General features: G+C 32.6%; 14 protein-coding genes, 1 pseudogene and 1 CRISPR repeat array (1 of these 16 running past the window's edge). Of the genes and pseudogenes, 12 read left to right on the top strand and 3 right to left on the bottom strand.

The genetic code is table 11. The features are described from left to right. Nucleotides 1-819: direct repeats of the CRISPR family, unit length 47 nt; unit sequence GCTGTGACTAATCACGAAGATAATAATTTTTGAAAGCAATTCCCAAC (it extends 384 nt beyond the left edge of the window). 177 nt (nt 820-996) lie between these two features. Further along, nucleotides 997-1095 (bottom strand): annotated as a pseudogene (locus WH267_RS25220) (bacteriocin-like protein); the annotation flags it as partial. Between the two features lie 303 nt (nt 1096-1398). Between WH267_RS25220 and WH267_RS23245 the strand changes: the two are divergent. The 9 genes from WH267_RS23245 (at nt 1399) to WH267_RS23205 (ending at nt 14570) form a co-directional block, all read left to right on the top strand. Continuing rightward, nucleotides 1399-2073 (top strand): YceI family protein, encoded by a 675-nt coding sequence (locus WH267_RS23245; protein WP_340011325.1) that lies wholly within the window; start codon nt 1399-1401, stop codon nt 2071-2073. A gap of 362 nt (nt 2074-2435) precedes the next feature. After that, complete coding sequence (locus tag WH267_RS23240; RefSeq protein ID WP_340011323.1) at nt 2436-4877, top strand: type I restriction-modification system subunit M; 2442 nt, start codon at nt 2436-2438, stop codon at nt 4875-4877. Further along, nucleotides 4871-6070 carry a restriction endonuclease subunit S gene (locus WH267_RS23235; RefSeq protein WP_340011321.1) on the top strand — a complete coding sequence of 400 codons (1200 nt, stop codon included), beginning with the start codon at nt 4871-4873 and terminating at the stop codon, nt 6068-6070. Before WH267_RS23240 ends, WH267_RS23235 begins: the two co-directional genes overlap by 7 nt. A gap of 100 nt (nt 6071-6170) precedes the next feature. Continuing rightward, nucleotides 6171-6527 (top strand): hypothetical protein, encoded by a 357-nt coding sequence (locus tag WH267_RS23230; RefSeq protein ID WP_340011320.1) that lies wholly within the window; start codon nt 6171-6173, stop codon nt 6525-6527. Between the two features lie 19 nt (nt 6528-6546). Further along, nucleotides 6547-7161, top strand: a complete 615-nt coding sequence (locus tag WH267_RS23225; protein ID WP_340011318.1) for a hypothetical protein — start codon at nt 6547-6549, stop codon at nt 7159-7161. Between the two features lie 222 nt (nt 7162-7383). After that, nucleotides 7384-8802 (top strand): DUF262 domain-containing protein, encoded by a 1419-nt coding sequence (locus WH267_RS23220; RefSeq protein ID WP_340011316.1) that lies wholly within the window; start codon nt 7384-7386, stop codon nt 8800-8802. Next, entirely contained in the window at nt 8792-10825 is a 2034-nt protein-coding gene (locus tag WH267_RS23215; RefSeq protein ID WP_340011313.1) for a DUF262 domain-containing protein, read from the top strand. Before WH267_RS23220 ends, WH267_RS23215 begins: the two co-directional genes overlap by 11 nt. Continuing rightward, nucleotides 10822-13875, top strand: a complete 3054-nt coding sequence (locus WH267_RS23210; RefSeq protein ID WP_340011310.1) for a type I restriction endonuclease subunit R — start codon at nt 10822-10824, stop codon at nt 13873-13875. The genes WH267_RS23215 and WH267_RS23210 overlap by 4 nt, the downstream gene beginning before the upstream one ends. Further along, nucleotides 13875-14570, top strand: a complete 696-nt coding sequence (locus WH267_RS23205) for a M48 family metallopeptidase (protein WP_340011308.1) — start codon at nt 13875-13877, stop codon at nt 14568-14570. Before WH267_RS23210 ends, WH267_RS23205 begins: the two co-directional genes overlap by 1 nt. 63 nt (nt 14571-14633) lie before the next feature. On the opposite strand, the gene WH267_RS23200 is transcribed toward WH267_RS23205, so the two are convergent. Next, nucleotides 14634-14990: a hypothetical protein gene (locus WH267_RS23200; RefSeq protein ID WP_123318871.1), complete on the bottom strand. Its 357-nt coding sequence runs from the start codon at nt 14988-14990 to the stop codon at nt 14634-14636. Nucleotides 14991-15119: 129 nt separating this feature from the next. Here WH267_RS23200 and WH267_RS23195 point away from each other — a divergent pair, with 129 nt between their 5' ends. Continuing rightward, nucleotides 15120-15371 (top strand): DUF1294 domain-containing protein, encoded by a 252-nt coding sequence (locus tag WH267_RS23195; protein ID WP_123318872.1) that lies wholly within the window; start codon nt 15120-15122, stop codon nt 15369-15371. Between the two features lie 55 nt (nt 15372-15426). Here the strand turns inward: WH267_RS23195 and WH267_RS23190 are convergent, their stop codons facing one another. Further along, on the bottom strand, nt 15427-17388 hold the full coding sequence (locus WH267_RS23190; protein ID WP_340011303.1) for a glycosyl hydrolase family 28-related protein: 1962 nt from the start codon (nt 17386-17388) through the stop codon (nt 15427-15429). A 512-nt stretch (nt 17389-17900) separates the two neighbouring features. Between WH267_RS23190 and typA the strand changes: the two genes are divergently transcribed. Further along, nucleotides 17901-19706 (top strand): translational GTPase TypA, encoded by a 1806-nt coding sequence (gene typA / locus WH267_RS23185; RefSeq protein ID WP_340011300.1) that lies wholly within the window; start codon nt 17901-17903, stop codon nt 19704-19706. A 141-nt stretch (nt 19707-19847) separates the two neighbouring features. After that, the gene (locus WH267_RS23180) at nt 19848-21461 is read left to right on the top strand and encodes a glycoside hydrolase family 10 protein (protein ID WP_445223284.1); all 1614 of its coding nucleotides are present in this window, start codon (nt 19848-19850) and stop codon (nt 21459-21461) included. Nucleotides 21462-21761: the final 300 nt, after the last annotated feature.

Here is a 21761-nt window from a genome sequence, read left to right as displayed (position 1 = left end):
CGCTGTGACTAATCACGAAGATAATAATTTTTGAAAGCAATTCCCAACTAGTGGAAAAGGCATTTCTTTATCTTCGTAGCTGTGACTAATCACGAAGATAATAATTTTTGAAAGCAATTCCCAACAACTAAAGCTACGGCAGTTCTAAGAACATCGCTGTGACTAATCACGAAGATAATAATTTTTGAAAGCAATTCCCAACAGCTTTTCCAATCGCCTCCCCAGTTCCATCGCTGTGACTAATCACGAAGATAATAATTTTTGAAAGCAATTCCCAACGACTTAGACAGACAAAACAAATGTTTCATTGCTGTGACTAATCACGAAGATAATAATTTTTGAAAGCAATTCCCAACGATGCGCAGTTCTTACAGAACCATATTTCAGCTGTGACTAATCACGAAGATAATAATTTTTGAAAGCAATTCCCAACAATTAGTACGCCCACAACATTCACAAGTTGGCTGTGACTAATCACGAAGATAATAATTTTTGAAAGCAATTCCCAACAGTAAAGGAATTGTCCTTACTCACTTTGAAGCTGTGACTAATCACGAAGATAATAATTTTTGAAAGCAATTCCCAACAATCACAAGCTCTTTAATGTAGGCAATCATGCTGTGACTAATCACGAAGATAATAATTCTTGAAAGCAATTCCCAACAATTGCAATTTGCTTACTGTTAAGAATTTCGCTGTGACTAATCACGAAGATAATAATTTTTTTGAAATAAATTCACAACGGCTCCCGGATACGGCAGAATCAGGAGACGCTGTGACTAATCAAGAAGATAATAATTTTTGAAAGCAATTCACAACATGCTGAAATAACCCGACCTATAGATCCTTGCTGTGACTGATCACGAAGATAATAATTTTTAAAAAACAATTCACAACTTAATGATATATGTTAAAAAAATAGAAACTGTGACTAATTATGAAGATAATAAATCTTAAGACCATATATATAAAATCCCTCTAACCGAGGGACTTTGTTTATGATACATATGGGCATCTGCAAGTATGCAAATAGCCAGCTGGGTAGTAATCAATTCCTCCTTTAATAGATTTTAGATGTTCCCTTGTGATTTTTTTATGGTATTATTTTTATAGGTAAAGATTAAATATGTAAATTATTCTCAAATTAAATATTTAATGTGAAAATATCTTTGAAAATATCTTGAAAATCAAATAAGAATTCGTGATGAGAAGTGTAAATTCAAAAAGAAGTCTATAATAAACTATACTATTTCCATACCTCATTTATTTCTTCTTATATTACAAATCCTAACATTGGTAACAAAATTTACATTTCTTGATGTATGATAAGAGATGACCCATAAGGTTTTTCTATTTTTGTACCCGAAAACAATAAACTTTTTTAAACAGTTCAATAATATGAAAAAAATTAGCGTAATTGCATTAGTAGCAGTAGGATTGCTGGCAACATCATGTAACAATAAAGAAAAAACAGATACATCAGTAGCTACAGAACAGTCGGTTGCTGAGAGTAAAGGTGAAGTATTGACAGTAGATGCTGCAACTTCTCTTGTGAATTGGAAAGCTTTCCATAAAGGAGGTTTCGCTCCTCGTTGGGGAACTCTTAATGTAAAATCAGGAGACTTAAGCATTGAAGGTGGACAAGTAGTAGCTGGAAACTTCAATATTGATATGACTTCTATTAAAGTTGATCCCGCTTCAGTAACTGAAAAAGATAAAAAACCTGCAGAGCTTGAAGCTCACCTTAAAAACCCTGACTTCTTTGACGTAGCGAAAAACCCTGCTTCAGATTTTAAAATTACAAGCGTAGCAGACCTGAAAGAAGCACCGAAAGATGCTGTAGCAGGAGCTAACAAAACAGTAAGCGGAAACCTTACATTAATGGGAAAAACAATGAATGTTACTTTCCCTGCTAAAGTAGATGTAGTAGACAATACAGCAGCTATCCAAGCTAAATTCACTGTAAACAGAACAGACTGGGGAATCAAATTCGGAACTACTGAAACTGATCCTGCAGAATGGATGATCAGCAAAGACATCGAAATCGCAATTGATGTAAAAGCTAAAAAATAATTTTTAGATTTATCAATAATCTATAGGCTGCTTTCTTTTGGAAGCAGCTTTTTTGTTTTTTGAAGTGAAGTTTTTATCAGGGGTTGGAGCGCAGTGATTATGCTGGTAAAGAAATGTAGATCTGGCTTATTTGAGTACTCTAGTGGAAATGATAGGCTGAAGCTCTTTCCTTAGGACATTGATGCTGATTTAATTTTAATCTCTATCTGAAAGGGTGGCGATTTTTTGTAATTATTTTTTTTCTATAAAAACGATCTGTGTTGGTACATATCTTATCTAAAAAAATAAATATTAGACAGTATTATTGAATAAAAAAATTGCTTTTTTTGTTATATTTAACGCTTAAATTGAAGTAGATATTAATGGCAATTAAAAAATCTGAGCTATACAGCTCGTTATGGGCTAGTTGTGATGAATTACGAGGCGGAATGGACGCTTCTCAATATAAAGATTATGTACTTACTATGTTATTTGTAAAGTACATTTCAGATAAATATAAAGGCGACCCGTATGGAGCAATTACCGTTCCTGAAAATGCATCTTTTGATGATATGGTCAAGTTGATTGGTAATGCTGAAATTGGTGATAAGATCAATAAACAAATACTTAATCCTATAAAAGAAGCTAATAAGCTTAATGAGTTTCCTGATTTCAACGATGATAATAGGCTAGGAAAAGGAAAAGATCTAGTAGATACAGTTTCCAATCTGGTACGTATTTTTAATGATACGAGTTTGGATTTTTCTGGAAATTCTGCTGAGGGAGACGATATTTTAGGGGATGCTTATGAATATCTGATGCGTCATTTTGCTACCGAAAGCGGAAAGTCAAAAGGGCAGTTTTATACCCCTGCCGAAGTTTCAAGAGTATTGGCAAAAGTGATTGGTATTAATCAAAAAAATTCTTCAAACCAAACAAAAGCTTATGATCCTACTTGTGGTTCAGGTTCATTATTGCTAAAAGTAATGAATGAAGCAGGTAAGAATATTGATCTCTATGGTCAGGAAAAAGAAACTACTACGGCCAATTTAGCTCATATGAATATGATTTTACATGGTGCTGAAACGGCAACAATTGTTGCAGATAATACATTATCCAGACCATCTAAGTTTAACTCTAAGGAAGATGGATTACCAAAATTTGATTATGTTGTTGCCAATCCTCCATTCTCTTTAAAAAGCTGGAGTAATGGGGTAAGCATAGAAAACGATGAATACAATCGTTTTGCTTTAGGGGTTCCACCTGAAAAGAATGGCGATTATGCTTTTCTATTGCATATTTTACAATCGATGAAAGCAAATGGAAAGGGTGCTGTTGTATTGCCTCACGGAGTTTTGTTCCGTGGAAATGCTGAAGGAGAAATTCGTAAAAATATTTTAAAGAAAGGTTATATCAAAGCGATCATTGGTTTGCCAGCTAATTTATTTTATGGGACGGGTATTCCGGCTTGTATTATTGTTCTTGACAAAGAAAATGCCGAAAATCGAAAAGGACTGTTTATGATTGATGCAAGCAAAGACTTTGTAAAAGACGGCAATAAAAACCGTTTACGAGAGCAGGATATTCGTAAGATTACCGATGTGTTTGATGCATTTGCTGAAGTGCCGAAGTTTAGTAGAATGGTATCAATGACGGAAATTGCAGATCCTAAAAATGATTATAACCTCAATATTCCAAGATATGTTGACACACAGGAGGCCGAAGATATTCAGGATTTGGCAGGGCATTTATTAGGAGGTATTCCAGAGAAGGATGTAGATGGTCTACAGGCTTACTGGGATTTGTTCCCTTCACTGAAAGCTGATTTGTTCAGCCCGGCAAGAGAGGGATATTTTGAATTGAAAGTGCCTGCAGAAGATGTTAAAACTACTATTTTCAATCATCCTGAATTTGTTGATTTTAATAGGAAAATGCACGATGATTTTGATAAATGGCTGCACGAACAACAAATGAAATGGAATAGTTTGGAAAAAGGTTTTGGAATAAAAGAGTCCTTTGAAATATCAACACAAACGATCTTAGACCATTTTGAGAATAATGCTTTAGTCAATCGTTATTCAATGTACCAGCATCTTATGCAATACTGGAACGAAGTGATGCAGGATGATTTTTATTCAATTTCAATGGATGGCTGGAAGGCTGGAAATGAATATATCCGATTGGTCATTAAAGGTAAAAAAGGAAAAGATGGTAAGATGGCTCAAGATAAAGATATCCCTGGTTTAGCTGGAATTGAAGGAAGAATGATAACGCCGGAAATGATGATCCATTATTTTTTTAAAGAGGAAAACGCCAGTTTACAAGATCTGGAAAACCAACTGAATCTTACACAGGAAGCTCTTGCAGAAATTGAAGAAGAAAACAATGAAGAGGAAGGTGTTTTTAGTGATCTGGAAAAAATAAATCTTAAAAATGTAAAAGACTTTTATAAAATACGTAAGGCAGAGAATGCTTCTAGGGAAGAATTGAAATACATTAAAAATTATATTGATACACAAGAAGCTTTAGGTGGCATTACCAAACTGATCAAAATAGCAAAAGAAAATCTGGAAATAAAAGTAGTGGCGCAATATCCATTGCTTACCGATGCCGAAATAAAAGATATGGTGATTAACCACAAATGGACACTCGTATTGCAAAATGCTCTGAACAATGAACAGGGAAAACTAAGCCAAAAATTAACGCAACGCATTAAGGAACTGGCGGGCCGCTACCAACAGGCTTTGCCTGCTTTAGAAACTAAGACAACGGAAGCTTCACGAAAAGTAATGGCCCATCTACAAAAAATGGGATTGGTATGGTAAAGGAAAATAAAATGAGGCTGACGGAAATTGGGTTATTACCAGAAGATTGGATATTAATTAATTTAGAGGAAAATTTTAATCTTAAAGCAAGAATTGGATGGCAAGGATTAACAACCGCAGAATATTTAGAGACAGGTAATTACGGATTAGTGACAGGAACTGATTTCAAAAATGGATATATTGATTGGGATAATTGTGTATTTGTTGAAAAAATGCGATTTGACCAAGATAGAAACATTCAATTAAAAACTGGTGATGTACTGGTAACAAAAGATGGTACAATCGGGAAGGTTGCCTATGTTAATTTTCTACCGAAACCGACAACTTTAAATAGTGGAGTTTTTGTAGTAAGACCTAAATTAAATAATATCAATAATAGGTTTTTCTATTATGTTTTGATGTCTTTTTATTTTGATGATTTCCTTCTAAAAATTACAGCAGGATCTACAATCACGCATTTATACCAAAAAGATTTTGTTAACTTCAATTTTGTGTGTCCACCCTCGCCTGAACAAAAAGCGATAGCGGAAGCCTTGAGTGATGCTGATGCTTGGATAGAAAGCCTGATGGAACTAATTGCCAAAAAACGTCTCATCAAACAAGGGACAATGCAGGAGTTGTTGACACCTAAAGAAGGTTGGGAAGTGAAGAAGTTGGGAGAAATTGTCGTAATTAATAGTGGCTATAGTCCATCAATATTTACATTTTCTGAAGATGGAATACCTTATCTAAAAGTTGATGAGCTAAACAATTCTGCAAAATATACAGTTAAAGGGTCTTATTTTATTAAAACTGAGTCTTCGATTAAAAAAGGGAGTATCATTTTTCCGAAGAGAGGTGCTTCAATTTTTTTAAACAAAATAAGAATTCTTGGAGAAGATTCTTTTATGGATACTAATCTAATGACGCTAACTGTTCCAGAAAATACTAACAATGAGTTTTTGTATTATTCATTGATATTTTTTGGACTTGACAAAATTGCTGATACTACATCAATTCCACAAATAAATAATAAGCATATTTTACCTTTAGAAATTCCATATCCATCTCTCACCGAGCAAACCCGCATCGCTACAATCTTATCGGATATGGATGCGGAGTTGGAAGTTCTGGAAATACAACTTGCAAAAGCACGCCAGATAAAACAAGGGATGATGCAAGAATTGTTAACGGGGAGAGTGAGGCTGGTGTAGAATTATGTCATTGCGAGGAGCGAAGCGACGAAGCAATCTCATTTTTAATATGAAATACTACTCAGTATTTGATTAATTTATTCAACAAAAAATAAAATTGATGAAAGAAAAATTTTTGGAATTAGGTTTTAAAGAAATTGGAGAGTTTAAAAGTCTTACATTAAAGCTTGATTTAGAAAGAATTTACGAGAATTATAATCCATCTAATATTGTTTGGACTGTTTTAACAGACGAAGAAATACTATACATAGGAGAAACTATCAATTCTATAAATGAGGTTATAAAAGATTTAGAAAACGGAAATATAAATCGTGACACAAGAAATAAAATCCATTTATTGATTACAGAACATATTCTGAAAAATAGGATCTATTTATTTGTTGATGAATCGGGTATTAATACAAAAGAAGATCTCATCAGGCAATTTCAGCCATTTGGAAATAACCATAAAAAATAAATTATAAAAACTAATAATTATGGCTGTATTTGAGGGATCATTTGCGGACTTTGAGAAATTTATTGGTCCAGCCACTAATAAGATTATAACTAAGTTAGGTAGGGAGCTGAAAAAAAGCCAGAAGACTTGCCAGAATAATGCTTTAGGTGAGTATACCAACAATCCTGATTATTGTGGTAGATATAAATGTTTAGATACTGCTCATTTTTCTCACAAAAAACTTGATAGAAAATCAATTATTAGAAATATCTTAAATAGATATTTTAAAAATGGAGATTCTTATTCTGTTAATTTGAATACATTTTTAAATCATTATGAAGAAGCACATAAACCATTGAAAGATAATTTGATTATGCTGTGCAGGCAACATCATAGTGCTTACGATAAAAAACATAAAGTTGTGGATGAGTATGTTTTGGATAATGAAATTGATAATAAAATTCAGTTTAATGACAAAAAAATTACAGAAATTGATTCTGGTAAATTAAAAGAAAGACTTGTAAATGAAATTAGATACTTAAAAAAAGGTAATAATAATATTTCAAGTATTTCTGGAAAAGAAAAATTTATTTGGAATTTTAATATTTCGAAAAATAGTAAAAAAGGTTTTTTTATTATGTTTAAATCAGTTTGAAAAAAGTGTAACCGTTTTGAGATATGATTTTACAAATTTGAAAATAGGAAAACTAAAAGAAGATAAAAAGTATATAAGCCTTATCATTCCATATAGCGAATTTGACTTTAAAGATAAAAAGACAGGCTATAAATATGAAGTTATTGAGAATATAATTTTACAGTAGACAAAATTTATTATTATAAAAATATCTTTAAATTCAAATTGAAAACACTATAACTGATGAATAACAGAGCTGAAATTTATAACATACAAGATTTTATTAGTCTTGAAAAAGTCAGAATTCCCGAATATCAAAGACCATATAAATGGACTTCAAAAAATGTTATACAACTGATTGATGATATTCATACTTTTCGAAAAAAAACGAATTACCGTTTTGGAACAATAGTAATTCACGAAAATAAATTAACTGAAGATAATCAAGATGTAATTTATCACGACATTGTTGATGGTCAACAACGATATACTACATTACGTTTGCTTATTTATGCTATTTATAAGCAAACTATAGGAAATAATAAATATCAAACCAATACTCAAAAGCTTGTAGCTGATTTAAAAGAAAAATTAGATATTATTGACATTAAATACAATAATAAGACAAGTATTGAGAATATTAACCAAAACTATCAACTCATTAGAAGATCGATTCAGCATTTCGATGACGAAACCATATCAAGTTTTGTCACTAAATTTCAAGTAGTGGTTTTTTTTATTCATAACGAGAATGAGGCATTTCAATTTTTTGACTCTCAAAATTCGAGAGGGAAAGATTTATATCCACACGATTTGTTGAAAGCTTTTCATTTAAGGGAATTTGACTCTTCTGATCGAAATGTACAAATGAAAATTGTTGATCACTGGGAAAAATATTCGTCTAAAAAATTAGCCGGGTTATTTTCAGAGTATCTTTTTAGAATAAAAGGCTGGAGTAATAACCGACATTCTCGATATTTTGGTAAACAACATATTGATTCTTTTAAGGGAATCAGTATTGATAAAATTGAAAGCTTCCCATACGTGAAAAGTATGCAAATTACTCATCATTTAGTAGACAATTACAATGAGAATGTAGAGCGAAAAATAGATAAACGATTTATGCACTTTCCATTTCAGATAGATCAATTAATGATTAATGGAAGAAGGTTTTTTGAATACATCGACTATTATCTGGGAATAAATGAGAAATTCAAAAAAAGTTATCTAAAACCTAATACTACAAAAGATAGTGAATGTACAGCATCTGAGTTATTGGTAAAGTTGGTTTATAGAAACAACTTTAGTTATCGTGATGGTGAGAGTTATCTACAGGATTTATTTGAGTGTATTACAATTTACTATATTGATAAATTTGGTGAAAATGAACTCGACGAATTTATAGAAAAAGCTTTTGTTTGGTGTTATTATTTAAGGTTTGAATATCAACGATTGGGTTTCGATTCTTTAGATAATTATGTGATTGCAAATAATCTTTTCCTGATTATAAAAAATGCTATACAGCCTAAAGAAGTGATAAATGCTCAAATACTTAGGTTACCGACGTACCAAAGTATCGAAAATTTTAGTAGCGAAGAGTCTAGGAGAATGGACAAAAGGATTGTTGAATTTTTTAAAAATAATAATTATTATGCTAACTAATAACCAAGATCTAAAAGATTTGACAATAGGGAAACTTTTCACAGAAGACAACAAATACCTTATCCCTATATATCAACGAAATTATGAGTGGGAAGATAAACAGATTATTCAGTTAATTGAAGATATAAAAGACTATTACATTGAAGAAGAAGATAAGCATTATTACATAGGAACATTAGTCGTAAATTATCGAAAAGACCATAATAGTAGTTTTTATGAAACTATTGATGGACAGCAAAGGCTTACCACTTTTAATTTGCTTGTTTGTGCATTAAGAGAGTTATTTAATGAAGGTAAAGTAGCTTCATCTGTCTCATCGTTTTTAACCAGGACTATAATCCATTTTGAGTCAAGACCGATTTCAGAAAAAACAGTTGAATTCATATTTAATAATGGAACTGAAAGCCCTAATTTTCCAGATTTTAACGAAAATATTCTATCAGGCATTACCATTATAAAATCACAACTGGAGCAGTTAGAAGAAAAATTCTCGTCAGATAGTAAGGAAGCTGTTTTAGCAAATAAGACATTTGAAGGATTTCTAAAATATTTATTTGAGAAAGTAATTATTGTTAGAGTACAGGTTCCATTAGACACTGATATGAATCATTACTTTGAAATAATGAATTCAAGAGGAGAGCAACTGGAAAAACACGAAATTCTTAAATCCAGAATGATGAAAGAATTGAATGGGTGTGCAAATGCCAAAATTGTAAGAAAGCAATTTAATATGATCTGGGAAGCTTGTTCTCAAATGGATACTTATGTACAATTGTTGTTTCCAAAGGAATTACGCACACATTTATTTGGTTATAGATGGTTCCAATTTATGCCAGAATCATTTAGCGATATGTTTCAGATAATGGATGTTTATTCGTCAAAATTATTAAATGAAAATGATGGAATATCTTTTTCTGAGATTGTGAATTCTGATAATGCTGGAATCTTATCACAGAAAATAGAAAAGTTAAATAATGAAGATATAATAAATGAGTCTGATTCAAAACAATATCAACCTATAATAAACTTTGAAAACTTTCTTCTTCACACTTTGAAACTAATCGTTCCTGACCAACAAGTAAGTTTGGACGATAAAAGACTTTTAAGCTTTTTTAAAACAGCTTTGGATAAAGCTAGTGACAAAGAAGCATTCGTGAAATTATTTGCTTATCAACTACTAAAAAATAAATTCTTATTAGATCAGTATGTTATCAAAAGAAAATATTTGACGGGAAGTGATTTTTGGAGTTTGGAGGTTTTGAAATTTTATCCAAAAGTTGACTGCGTAAGAGATAAAGAATCTTACAATTATGTAAATACTTACTCGGAAAAATCTGATAATGATGAATTAATATTATTACTATCGATGTTTCACGTTTCCACTCCTACATTAGTATATAAATATTGGCTGTTTGAAGCTCTAAAGTTTTTAAATGAAAACTACCTCTTTACCATAACTAATAAAGAACTTGAAGGCCAGAATAATATTATGCCTAATTTGTATATCAATCACTTAAGAATGATTGCTAATAAGTTTTTAAAGTATAGATTTTTAAATGGTCTTCAAGAACTAAGTTATGATGAAATGCTGCACTCTGATTTGTCAAAATTCCAATATTCATTTTCACATAACTTATTGAAATATGGTCAAATAAAAAATAACCTTGTTTTCAATTATATTGATTATTTATTGTGGCAACAAAATAAAGATTCTTATAAAGATTTTGCTTTCTCTTTTAGAAGCTCTGTTGAACATTATTATCCCCAAAATCCTATAAGTGGTGAGGCAATTGATGATAAAGAAATTTTAAATTGTATTGGGAATCTATGCTTAATTTCACACAGCAATAATTCTAAATTAAGTAATTATTTGCCACAGGCTAAAAAAGAACATTACTTAAATTCTAACTCAAAAGACAGTATAAAGCAAATGGAAATGATGAAAGAAAAAAAGTGGTATATTGAGGAAATTAAGAATCACAATAAAAGCATAATTCACTTGCTAACAACAAAGTTATTATGATCAATCCTATAGAACGCATCACCCAAGACCGGATAGTTCAGTTATTTCAACAGGAGTTAGGCTATACTTATTATGGTAATTGGGAAAAGAAGGAACACAACAGCAACGTAGAAGAAGAAATTCTTAAAAGGAATCTGTTGAGCCGAGGGTACTCAGAACCCCTGACAGATAAAGCTGTAAAAGAAGTCTACGATTTAGCAGTTACCAATTCTGGTAATTTGTATCAACGTAATAAAGATATGTATTCTCTTTTACGCTATGGTGTAAAAGCACGTGTGGACTTGGGTGAGCAATTCGATACTATTTTCCCTATTGACTGGAATGACTTCGATAAAAATGATTTTGGTATTGCCGAAGAAGTTACATTAACAAAAGGTGAAAACAATCGTCGTCCAGATGTAGTTTTGTACATCAATGGGATTGCAATTGGTGTATTAGAATTGAAAAGAGGAACAACTGATATTTCTGAAAGTATCAATCAATCTATTTCCAATCAAAAGGTACTATTCAATGAATGGTTTTATACCACCGTTCAGTTGCTGATGGCAGGAAATAATACACAGGGTTTGAAATATGGCACTATTGAAACTGAAAACAAATATTATCTCGCCTGGAAAGAAGATGAAAACGAGAATCAAGGTTATAAATTGGATAAATATTTAAAGAAGTTATGTGCTAAAGAACGTATTCTAGATATCATTTATAACGGAATTGTTTTCGATGCAGGTAAAAAGAAACTTCCTCGACCTCACCAGTATTTTGCTTTGAAAGAAGCACAGGAGTTTATCCGTAAAAAGGAAGGCGGAATTATCTGGCATACTCAAGGTTCCGGTAAATCTTTAATGATGGTGATGCTTGGTAAATGGATTTTGGAGAACGTTGCTAATTCAAGAATCGTAATATTAACAGACCGTACAGAGCTAGATGATCAAATAGAAAGAGTTTTTAAGGATGTGGGGGAAACTGATGTTGCCAAAACAAGGTCAGGAAAAGAATTGATGCAATTTCTAACTTCTCCAAGACCAAGATTAGTTTGTTCGTTAATTCACAAATTTGGCAATAAAACAGAGACTGATTTTGATACGTTCATTAAGGATCTACAAGATAACCCCGTAAATATACAAGGAGAGATTTTCGTATTTATAGATGAATGTCATCGTACACAAAGTGGGAAACTGAATCAGGTGATGAAGGCTGTTTTACATAATGCTGTTTTCATAGGCTTTACAGGAACACCTTTGCTAAAAGAAGATAAGAAAACAACAATGGATGTTTTCGGAAGATACATTCATACCTACAAATTTAATGAAGCAGTAGCAGATGGAGTAGTCAAAGATCTGATGTATGAAGGCCGGGCTATTGAACAAAATCTAACTTCTGAAAGTAAAGTTGACCAATGGTTTGAAGTCAAAACTGCAGGACTCAATGATTTCCAAAAAAATGAACTGAAGAAGAAGTGGGGTACTATGCAGAACGTATTGAGTTCAAAAAGCAGAATGGAGAAAATCGTTACAGATATCATTGTTGACTTTTCTACTAAACCACGTTTGAAGAATCAAATGGGAAATGCCATTTTGGTAGCCTCAAGTATTTATGAAGCTGCAAAATACTATAGCCTGTTTTTGAATACCGAACTGAAAAATAAATGCGCCATCATCACATCATATAATCCCAACGCAAGTGATGTTTCATTGGAAGATACTGGTACAGATAACGAAACAGATAAGCAATTTATTTATAAGACTTATACAGATTTATTAAAAGATGTATCTGTAAAAGGGAATAAATCTAAAACGGAAACATATGAAGCAGATGCTAAAGAACGTTTCCGGAAAGAACCTGTAAGGATGAAGCTGCTTATTGTAGTTTCTAAATTACTGACTGGATTTGATGCACCACCATGTACTTATATTTACATTGACAAAAAGATGCAGGATCACACCTTGTTCCAGGCTATCTGTAGGGTAAACCGTTTAGATACCGATGATAAGGATTATGGATATATCATTGATTATATGGAGTTATTTGGAAATGTGAAGGATGCTATCAATGTGTATACTTCGGAGTTAGACAGTGAGGAGTTTACTCAGGAAGAGGTAAGCATCCAATTAAAAGATCGTTTAAAGGTTGCTAAGGATCGCTTGTTTACCGCTTTTGAAATAGTAGAAAGTATTTGCGAGAATGTAGAGAAGCCTAAAAATGATTTGGCGTATATTCACTATTTCTGTGGAAATACAGAAAAGCCGGAAGATTTAAAAGCTACTGAATATAAACGCATGGCTTTGTATAAAGCTATTGTAGAATATATTCGTGCCTATGCCAATGTGAAGGCTGATTTTATTGCTGCAGAATTTACTGAAACAGAAATCAGAAGATTTAATGATAAATTAGATGAATATTTAAATTTGAGAGAGATCATTCGTATTGCTTCGGGAGAGACTATTAACCTAAAAGCTTACGAAGCAGATATGCGTTTCTTAATTGATACTTATATAAAAGCAGACGAATCTGAAGTCATTTCGCCTTTTGAAAATATCTCCTTATTGGATTTGCTGGAAATTAATATAGATACTGCCATTGATAGTTTGCCCAATGAAATTAAAGGAAATAAAGAAGCTGTAGCTGAAATTATTGAAAATAATGTACGTAGTAAGATTGTAGAGGAACATTTACTGGATCCTAAATATTTTGATCAGATGTCTATTTTGTTACAGGAATTAATTGAAAGAAGGAAACAAGAAACTATTAACTATCAACAATATCTAAAAGAGATGGCAGAAGTTATTCGTCAGGTGAATCAAGGAAAAAATGATGATGTTCCGAAATGTCTGAATACGAAAGGAAAAGTAGCATTATATCATACATTAGATGGTGATGAACAATTAACATTAGTTTTAGAAGAAGCTGTTCAATATGCAAAACAAGATGGATTTAGGGAAAATATAGCCAAACAAAAACTGGTCAAGAAAGCAATTTATGATGTCGTAGTTGATATTAATAAAGTGGAGGAAATTTATAAAATCATTGATGCTCATAAAGATGAATATTAATGACAAATAAAATAATATATATAGGTTCTGTAGAAATTGAGGTCACTTTTAAAGCGATTAAAAATCTACATCTAAGTGTGCACCCGCCCATCGGGCGGGTGACCATTGCTTCTCCCGAATTTTATGATCTGGAAAAAGTGAAAATATATGCAGCGACTAAACTCAATTGGATAAAAAGAGAACAAGAAAAAGTAAGAAGCCAAGAACGCGAAGATCCAAAATTGATTATTACACAAGAAAGTCATCAGTTTTTTGGCAAACGTTATCTAATGAAGGTTATTGAAAGTAAGAGGTCTAAATTAGTTTTAAAACATACTACTATTGAACTATATGCTGTACCTGAAGCAACTTTGGAACAAAAGAAAAAAACACTTTACAATTGGTACAAGAAAGAATTGGAAATAAAGATTGGTTCTTTAATTTTAGAGTATGCTAAATTCATGAAGATAGAGGGGATCAATTTTGGCATCAGAAAAATGAAGACCAAATGGGGAAGTTGTAATATTGAAAGACGAATGCTTTGGTTTAATATAGAATTGGCAAAAAAACCAATTGACTGTATTGAATATATTGTTGTACATGAATTGGTTCATTTGCTTGAAAGAAATCATAATAAGAATTTTATTATTTTGATGGATCGATTTTTGCCAAATTGGAGACTGCAGAAAAAGATTCTAAATGAATTACCTTTATAATTTCACACACTTTATCGGATAGTGTCTTCGCTAAGATTCTAATAACCATAAGACTTTCAAATCTCAATTCAAAAATATAGGGTTCTCAATTCTCACACAATACTCACTCCCCAAATACAGCGGGTTACCATGCTTCTCAGACCAAAAACCATCCAGGATATCCTGACTCAGACAACGGTATACCGCAACTCCTTTATAAATGTTGTGATCATCACCTTCATAATTAAAGTTAAGCACTAAAATACGGTCTTTATAAAATCCTGTTCCGTTCTGGATATGATCGCCAATCATCCATTGGGCAATAATGCGGGCATTTTCATCAACTGATAAAATTAAGGTACCCTGATAAGAAAATTCATCAGATTCTTCCTGATTGCTTCCTTTAATAGAATAAGTTCCTGCCAAATCATGTACTGTCATTACTTCATTTTTATGAGTGGCAAATTTAAAAAATCTTATGCTGATAATATGACAAATATTTTGTGGAAGTAAGACAGGGCTTTTTCATATATAAATTAAACTTTATTTTTGCAGCAAATTAATTGTAGAATGATTCCTTTTCTATTAATCGCTAATCTTATTACCTTTTGTGTTTTTGGATTTGATAAACTTCAAGCCAAAAGGCAGCAATGGAGGATTTCTGAGAATGTTCTTTTAGGTCTTTCATTGATAGGTATTATAGGCGCTGCTTCCGGAATGTTGATCTTTAATCATAAAGTATCCAAAAAATCTTTTCTGGTGAAGTTTTTCATTGTGGTTTTAATTGATATTATTTTGATGTATCGGCTGATAAGACATTAATTAATAAAAAAACACCTCAAAAAGAGGTGTTATTCAGATAAAAAGAAATTTATAATTAGATTTCCTTCCAGGCACTGAAAGCTGTATTACTAACGGCGACCCTTCTATATTGTTTATTGATAGGATCATAAGGAATAAAAGTCTGAACAATAATAGGAATACCATTATAATCCTTTAGTCTTTCATTTTTTACCATACCGATCAAATTTCCAAGATAGGTAGGATCTGGGAATATATCAGCGTTTTGAAATTCTGATACTCCATATAAAATTTTAGAAGGTGGAATCTGAGTGTAGTTTGGATATATTGGATCCACCATGAAAGGATATATTCCAATATCATTGAATCCAGAATGTTTATTTCCTCTTATTTCTAGATTAATAAAATCTTCTGGAGTAGCATTTCCTGATCCTAAAACCATTAAGATATTATTTAGATTTTGAGGTGTTCCAAAATCATTATCAATAATTTTACTATTAGAAAGAGATAGCTTATTCTGAAAATTAATAGCTAGAGCTTTAATATGCTTGAATGTATTTCCAATAATCTCAATATGAGAAGATAGATCAGAAATATGGATACAGATCTCTTCTCCTACATTGGAAATATTGTTGTTTTTTAACAGAACCTTATTGGCACCCTCTCTCGCTAGAGCACCTTCTTTAATATTGGTAAAACTATTGTTTTCAATCAAGACTCCATATGCTTTACTCAGATTCATCAATAATTTGGCGTGATTAACAGAAGAATCAACAAATTTGACAATGTAATTTCCTTTATAATCCATATAATTTTCTATACCAATGATGCTTAGAGGAGCTAATACCTTTTCAAAAATATTATTTTCAAAAACAAACCCTTTGAATGAATTCGCTTTTTTTATAGAATCAAGATCAGGATTTGCAGAGTTTGTAACTTCTGGAGTATACCCAGCTAAGGCCATTGGATCAGGATATTCATCTTTTACATTGTGTATAAGTATTGAAATAGCTCCGAGGCTACCACCAATATTTTCGAAGTAACAATTTCTAACAATAGCTGATCTTTGATAGATATTCACAGAATCGGATTCATAATCAATAGCTCCCGGCATTGCTCCAGGTTCTCCAGGTTCTGCACTTCTTGTAATGTTTTTGAAAGTACAGTTTTCAATTAATGATCTGTCACAGTAATAAACAGAAACACCTTGGCGGTTATTGCAGTTTACTCCGTCAAAAAGACAGTTTCTGATTTCTACATAGCCATTGTAACATCTTTTGGTATCAGGATGTTCATTGATGCTTCCTAAAATAGTAATCCCGTCAGAATAAAACTGAATGAATTCACATTCCTCAATTAGGACATTAGAAACCCCACATAATACAACTTGTGACATTAATTCATCAAAGTCTTCTGTTACATTATTCTGACTTTCGAAACGGATTCCTTTTATTTTAATATTTTTAATAGCATTGATATCGTTATATTCCCTGTATGCTTTGGAATTGAATACAAATACACCATCCATACCTGTGTGACGGGAAGAGGTACGTTCTTTATAACCATTCCAAAGACAAATGTCATTTTCTCCAGTTCTTGGGTATTCGGGGGTGTTACTCCCAGAAGGGTATACCGGACAATTGTCAATATACCTTTTTATACCAATTTTTTGCTTAATAACGGCTTGGTTTCCAATAATAGAAATATTAGAATATTCTTTACCAATAAAATCTACACTCTGGATTACATATTTTGCTTTTGGGAAGAATAAAGTTCCGCCTTTGATATTTTTTAGGAAATCTACAGCCAATTGTACTGCGTGGGTATCCTCGGTAATTCCATCACCCTTTGCTCCAAACCATTGAACATTAACCTCGTTATTCTCCAGAACTCTTCTGTAATATTTCTGATCAATTTTCTTATAAATGATTTCATCACACATGGCATCCGTAATAGGATTTCCTATATAATTTTCATTAGTTTCTAAAAATACAGTCCATTCCCCTGTAAATACGTCATTTAACTCAATTGTATTCATTTTTTTGTTTTTGGTGTTTAATAAAATAAATAGTATAATATCCTTGCAAGAATTTATTGAGACAAAGATAAAAAGGGGTGGCGTCAGAACTTGACGTGTAATATTTTATTATAGAATAGTTGAAAGAGTTAGATTAAAAAGTATATAGAGATTGTAAATTGGTTGTATTTAAAAGAGAATCCATTTTCGCCTTATATTGATCATTCAGCAATCAAAAATAATTTAACGACAAAAAGCTAAGGGAATTTTTCAAAGGTCAAATAAAAAACGTTCAGAGGGTATTATCAGTATACAAAATAAGATTTCCTGAATAAATTGATCAATATAGCCATGGAAAATTATAGGAGCAGAAGGGAGAAACAATGAAATAACTCAACCTTAATATTATGTGTTTTTCAGAAGACTGTAAAAGTATTTTATCTAATTTTCTCATTATGAAATTGTTAAATATTGCATAAACTTTTTAATTAATTCATTTAAAATCACTATTTTTGCACCCGTAAAAATCCTATATGCAAAACATTAGAAATATTGCGATTATCGCACACGTTGACCACGGTAAGACGACTTTGGTTGACAAAATCATCCACGCTACCAATATTTTCAGAGAAAATCAGGAGAGTGGAGAATTAATTATGGATAACAATGATCTTGAAAGAGAAAGAGGGATCACCATCTTATCCAAGAATATTTCTGTTACTTATAAAGACACTAAAATTAACGTAATTGATACTCCTGGTCACGCGGATTTCGGTGGAGAAGTAGAGAGAGTATTGAAAATGGCTGACGGAGTTATCTTGTTAGTGGATGCGTTCGAAGGACCAATGCCACAGACAAGATTCGTACTACAGAAAGCGTTAGAATTAGGATTGAGACCATTAGTGGTTATCAATAAAGTAGATAAGCCAAACTGTCGTCCTGATGAAGTTCATGATAAAGTATTTGACTTATTCTTCAACCTTGAAGCTACAGAAGAGCAGTTGGATTTCCCTACATTCTATGGATCTTCAAAACAAGGTTGGTTCAACACTTCATTAGAACAAACTGAAGACATTATGCCATTATTAGATGGTATCTTACAGTATGTTCCTGAGCCTAAAGTAACTGAAGGAAACCTTCAGATGCAGATTACTTCATTAGATTTCTCTTCTTTCTTAGGAAGAATTGCAATCGGAAAAGTAACAAGAGGAGAGCTTAAAGAATCTCAATGGATCGGTCTTGCTCAGGCAGATGGAAAAGTGGTAAAAGGAAAAGTAAAAGAATTATACGTTTTCGAAGGTTTAGGGAAGAAAAAAGTAACTGAAGTACAGGCAGGAGATATCTGTGCTGTAGTAGGTTTTGATTCTTTCCAGATTGGAGATTCTTTCGTAGATCTTGAAAATCCTGAGCCATTGGAAAGAACTGCAATTGATGAGCCTACGTTGAACATGACGTTCTCAATTAACAATTCACCTTTCTTCGGTAAAGATGGTAAATATGTTACCTCTAATCACCTGAAAGAAAGATTATATAAAGAATTAGAGAAAAACTTAGCATTAAGAGTTCAACAGACTGATGATGCCAACACTTTCTTGGTATTCGGTAGAGGTATTCTTCACTTGTCAGTTTTGATCGAAACAATGAGAAGAGAAGGGTATGAAATGACAATTGGTCAGCCACAGGTTATCTTAAGAGAAATTGATGGTGAAAAATGTGAGCCTTACGAATCTTTAGTTGTAGATGTTCCTGAAGAATATGCTTCAAGAGTTATCGACTTAGCGACTCAGAGAAAAGGAGATCTTCACATTATGGAAACTAAAGGTGAAATGCAGCACATGGAATTCGAAATTCCTTCAAGAGGTTTGATCGGATTGCGTTCTCAAATGTTGACAGCTACTGCAGGTGAAGCTATTATGGCACACCGTTTCACAGAATACAAGCCTTTCAAAGGAGCTATTCCTGGAAGAAGTAATGGGGTGTTGATCAGCAAAACTCAAGGTCCAGCTACAGAATATTCTATCGCTAAATTACAGGATAGAGGTAAGTTCTATGTTGATCCGGGTGAGGAGATCTATGCAGGAATGGTTATCGGTGAGCAAAATAAACCTGGTGACTTGGTTGTAAACATCGTTGAAGCAAAACAGTTGAATAACATGAGAGCTTCTGGAAAAGATAAAGATACAGGTGTTGCACCAAAAATCTTATTCTCTCTTGAAGAATGTATGGAATATATCCAGGCTGATGAGGCAATCGAGGTAACTCCAAACTTTATCAGAATGCGTAAGAAACTTCTTTCTGAAGAAGAAAGAAAAAGAGTTGAAAGATCAGGGAAAGCTTAATAAGCTCTGATTTATAATCAATATCATATAGAAAAGCCTCGAATTTTTCGAGGCTTTTTTTCTAAATAATCGGAAAAATTGTTTATTTTTTCAAAAGAATATCCGAAATAGTAAAATATAATTTAAAGTAGTTTTACGGCTATGAAAATGAATAAATTAAAACTTATCGTTTTATTGGGAGTTGTTTCATCTTATAGTATCTCATGTTCCGTTCAGAACAATGTAACAAAGACTCCTCCTGTTAAAAATACAACAAAACCTAATACCAATAACACTACAACCCAGCCAAAACCTCCTGTAGCAGTAAAGCCTAACACAGGAACTACAACTGAAGAAACATTCAGAACCAATCTTCCGGAGATCAAAAGAGAATTCCGTGGGGCATGGATTGCCAGTGTTGCCAATATCAACTGGCCTTCCAAAAATAATCTTACTGTAGATCAGCAGAAAGCAGAAGCTATCAGTATGCTGGATATGCTCAAAGATAATAACTTCAATGCAGCCATCTTTCAGATCAGACCTTCCGCAGATGCTTTGTATACAAGCAATCTTGAACCATGGTCTTACTTCTTGACTGGAGAAACCGGTGCTGCACCCTATCCAAACTATGATCCGTTATTATTCTGGATCGAAGAAGCTCATAAAAGAGGATTGGAACTACACGTATGGCTGAATCCTTACCGTGCCCACCATACCAATGGCGGTACAGTTAATAAGATGTCAATGGCCAACAGAATGTCTGATATTGTGGTGAGATTAAAAAATGGAATGTACTGGTTTGATCCGGCTAATCCAAAAACGCAGGACCATGTTTCCAATGTTGTGAAGGATATTGTAAAAAGATACGACATTGATGCCATTCATTTTGACGATTATTTCTATCCATACGCTACTTATAACAAAGGAGCCGATTTCCCGGACTATGCTACATGGAACGCTTATCAAAGCAGTGGCGGAACCTTATCTAGAGCAGACTGGAGAAGAGATAACGTGAATAAATTTGTAGAACGTATCTATAAGGAAATTCATGCAGAAAAAAATAACGTAAGATTTGGAATCAGTCCATTTGGAATCTGGAAACCGGGATATCCTGCAGGAATTGTTGGATCTTCACAGTTTGACGAGTTATATGCTGATGCTAAATTATGGTTAAACAAAGGTTGGGTAGATTACTTCTCCCCACAATTGTACTGGCCGATCGATTCAAAAGGGCAGGGCTTTGAAGCGTTGCTAAACTGGTGGCAGTCAGAAAATACAATGAAACGTCACTTATGGCCAGGTTTGAATACGGTTGAGATTAAAACCTATGACCGCCCAACAGAAATCAAAAACCAGATTGAAATCTCCAGAAACATCCTCAAAAATGATGCAGGTGAAATTCACTGGAGTATTGCTGGCCTTACTAAAAATCCAGGTATGCTTCCGGTTCTGAAAAGCGGACCTTACAGTGAAAAAGCATTAATACCGAAATCCCCATGGATCAAAACTGTTCCATTGCAGACTCCAACCTTATTTATTACAGATAACGGAAGTTTTGCACAGACAAGATGGAGTACCAAAAATGCTTCAGAAGTTTTCCAGTGGGTACTTTTTAGTCAGTATGACGGAGTATGGCAAACAGAGATCTTACCATTGGATACACTTTTCAAAGATATTCCTAAATTCAAAAACGGTAAAAAACTAAGCGGTGTAGCGATCAAAGCCATCGACCGATTAGGAAATGAAAGTGATTATATGGCAAAGAAAATGAAATAATTCGTTGCCAGAGATCTTATAAAATTTAGAAGGGGTTTAACTTTAAGTTGAACCTCTTTTTTGTTGAATTCTTTAGATTTCTGGGTTTGAAGAAAAAACAGTGAAAAAGGTTTTTAAAAATTTAAACCTAATAAGCAAGGGTATTAATAATTTATACTCACAATTATACTTAAATAATCCATTGTATATTTTGGCGATTTTAGTATAAAATCTATCATTTACGACTAATTTTAATTGCAATAATCAATTGATATTATATTTTTTATTAATATAATCTATATTACATAATCGTTAATGACG

The sequence above is a fragment of the Chryseobacterium sp. MYb328 genome (assembly GCF_037572595.1).
GTDB lineage: Bacteria > Bacteroidota > Bacteroidia > Flavobacteriales > Weeksellaceae > Chryseobacterium > Chryseobacterium pennae.
The sequence above is the reverse complement of the archived record's forward strand: the minus strand, read 5'-3'. Positions and strand labels throughout refer to the sequence as shown.

Bases quoted from the DNA above. Each gene is read 5' to 3' on its own strand.
- WH267_RS23245 (WP_340011325.1), top strand. From the start codon at position 1,399: ATGAAAAAAATTAGCGTAATTGCATTAGTAGCAGTAGGATTGCTGGCA.
- WH267_RS23240 (WP_340011323.1), top strand. From the start codon at position 2,436: ATGGCAATTAAAAAATCTGAGCTATACAGCTCGTTATGGGCTAGTTGT.
- WH267_RS23235 (WP_340011321.1), top strand. From the start codon at position 4,871: ATGGTAAAGGAAAATAAAATGAGGCTGACGGAAATTGGGTTATTACCA.
- WH267_RS23230 (WP_340011320.1), top strand. From the start codon at position 6,171: ATGAAAGAAAAATTTTTGGAATTAGGTTTTAAAGAAATTGGAGAGTTT.
- WH267_RS23225 (WP_340011318.1), top strand. From the start codon at position 6,547: ATGGCTGTATTTGAGGGATCATTTGCGGACTTTGAGAAATTTATTGGT.
- WH267_RS23220 (WP_340011316.1), top strand. From the start codon at position 7,384: ATGAATAACAGAGCTGAAATTTATAACATACAAGATTTTATTAGTCTT.
- WH267_RS23215 (WP_340011313.1), top strand. From the start codon at position 8,792: ATGCTAACTAATAACCAAGATCTAAAAGATTTGACAATAGGGAAACTT.
- WH267_RS23210 (WP_340011310.1), top strand. From the start codon at position 10,822: ATGATCAATCCTATAGAACGCATCACCCAAGACCGGATAGTTCAGTTA.
- WH267_RS23205 (WP_340011308.1), top strand. From the start codon at position 13,875: ATGACAAATAAAATAATATATATAGGTTCTGTAGAAATTGAGGTCACT.
- WH267_RS23200 (WP_123318871.1), bottom strand. From the start codon at position 14,990: ATGACAGTACATGATTTGGCAGGAACTTATTCTATTAAAGGAAGCAAT.
- WH267_RS23195 (WP_123318872.1), top strand. From the start codon at position 15,120: ATGATTCCTTTTCTATTAATCGCTAATCTTATTACCTTTTGTGTTTTT.
- WH267_RS23190 (WP_340011303.1), bottom strand. From the start codon at position 17,388: ATGAATACAATTGAGTTAAATGACGTATTTACAGGGGAATGGACTGTA.
- typA (WP_340011300.1), top strand. From the start codon at position 17,901: ATGCAAAACATTAGAAATATTGCGATTATCGCACACGTTGACCACGGT.
- WH267_RS23180 (WP_445223284.1), top strand. From the start codon at position 19,848: ATGAAAATGAATAAATTAAAACTTATCGTTTTATTGGGAGTTGTTTCA.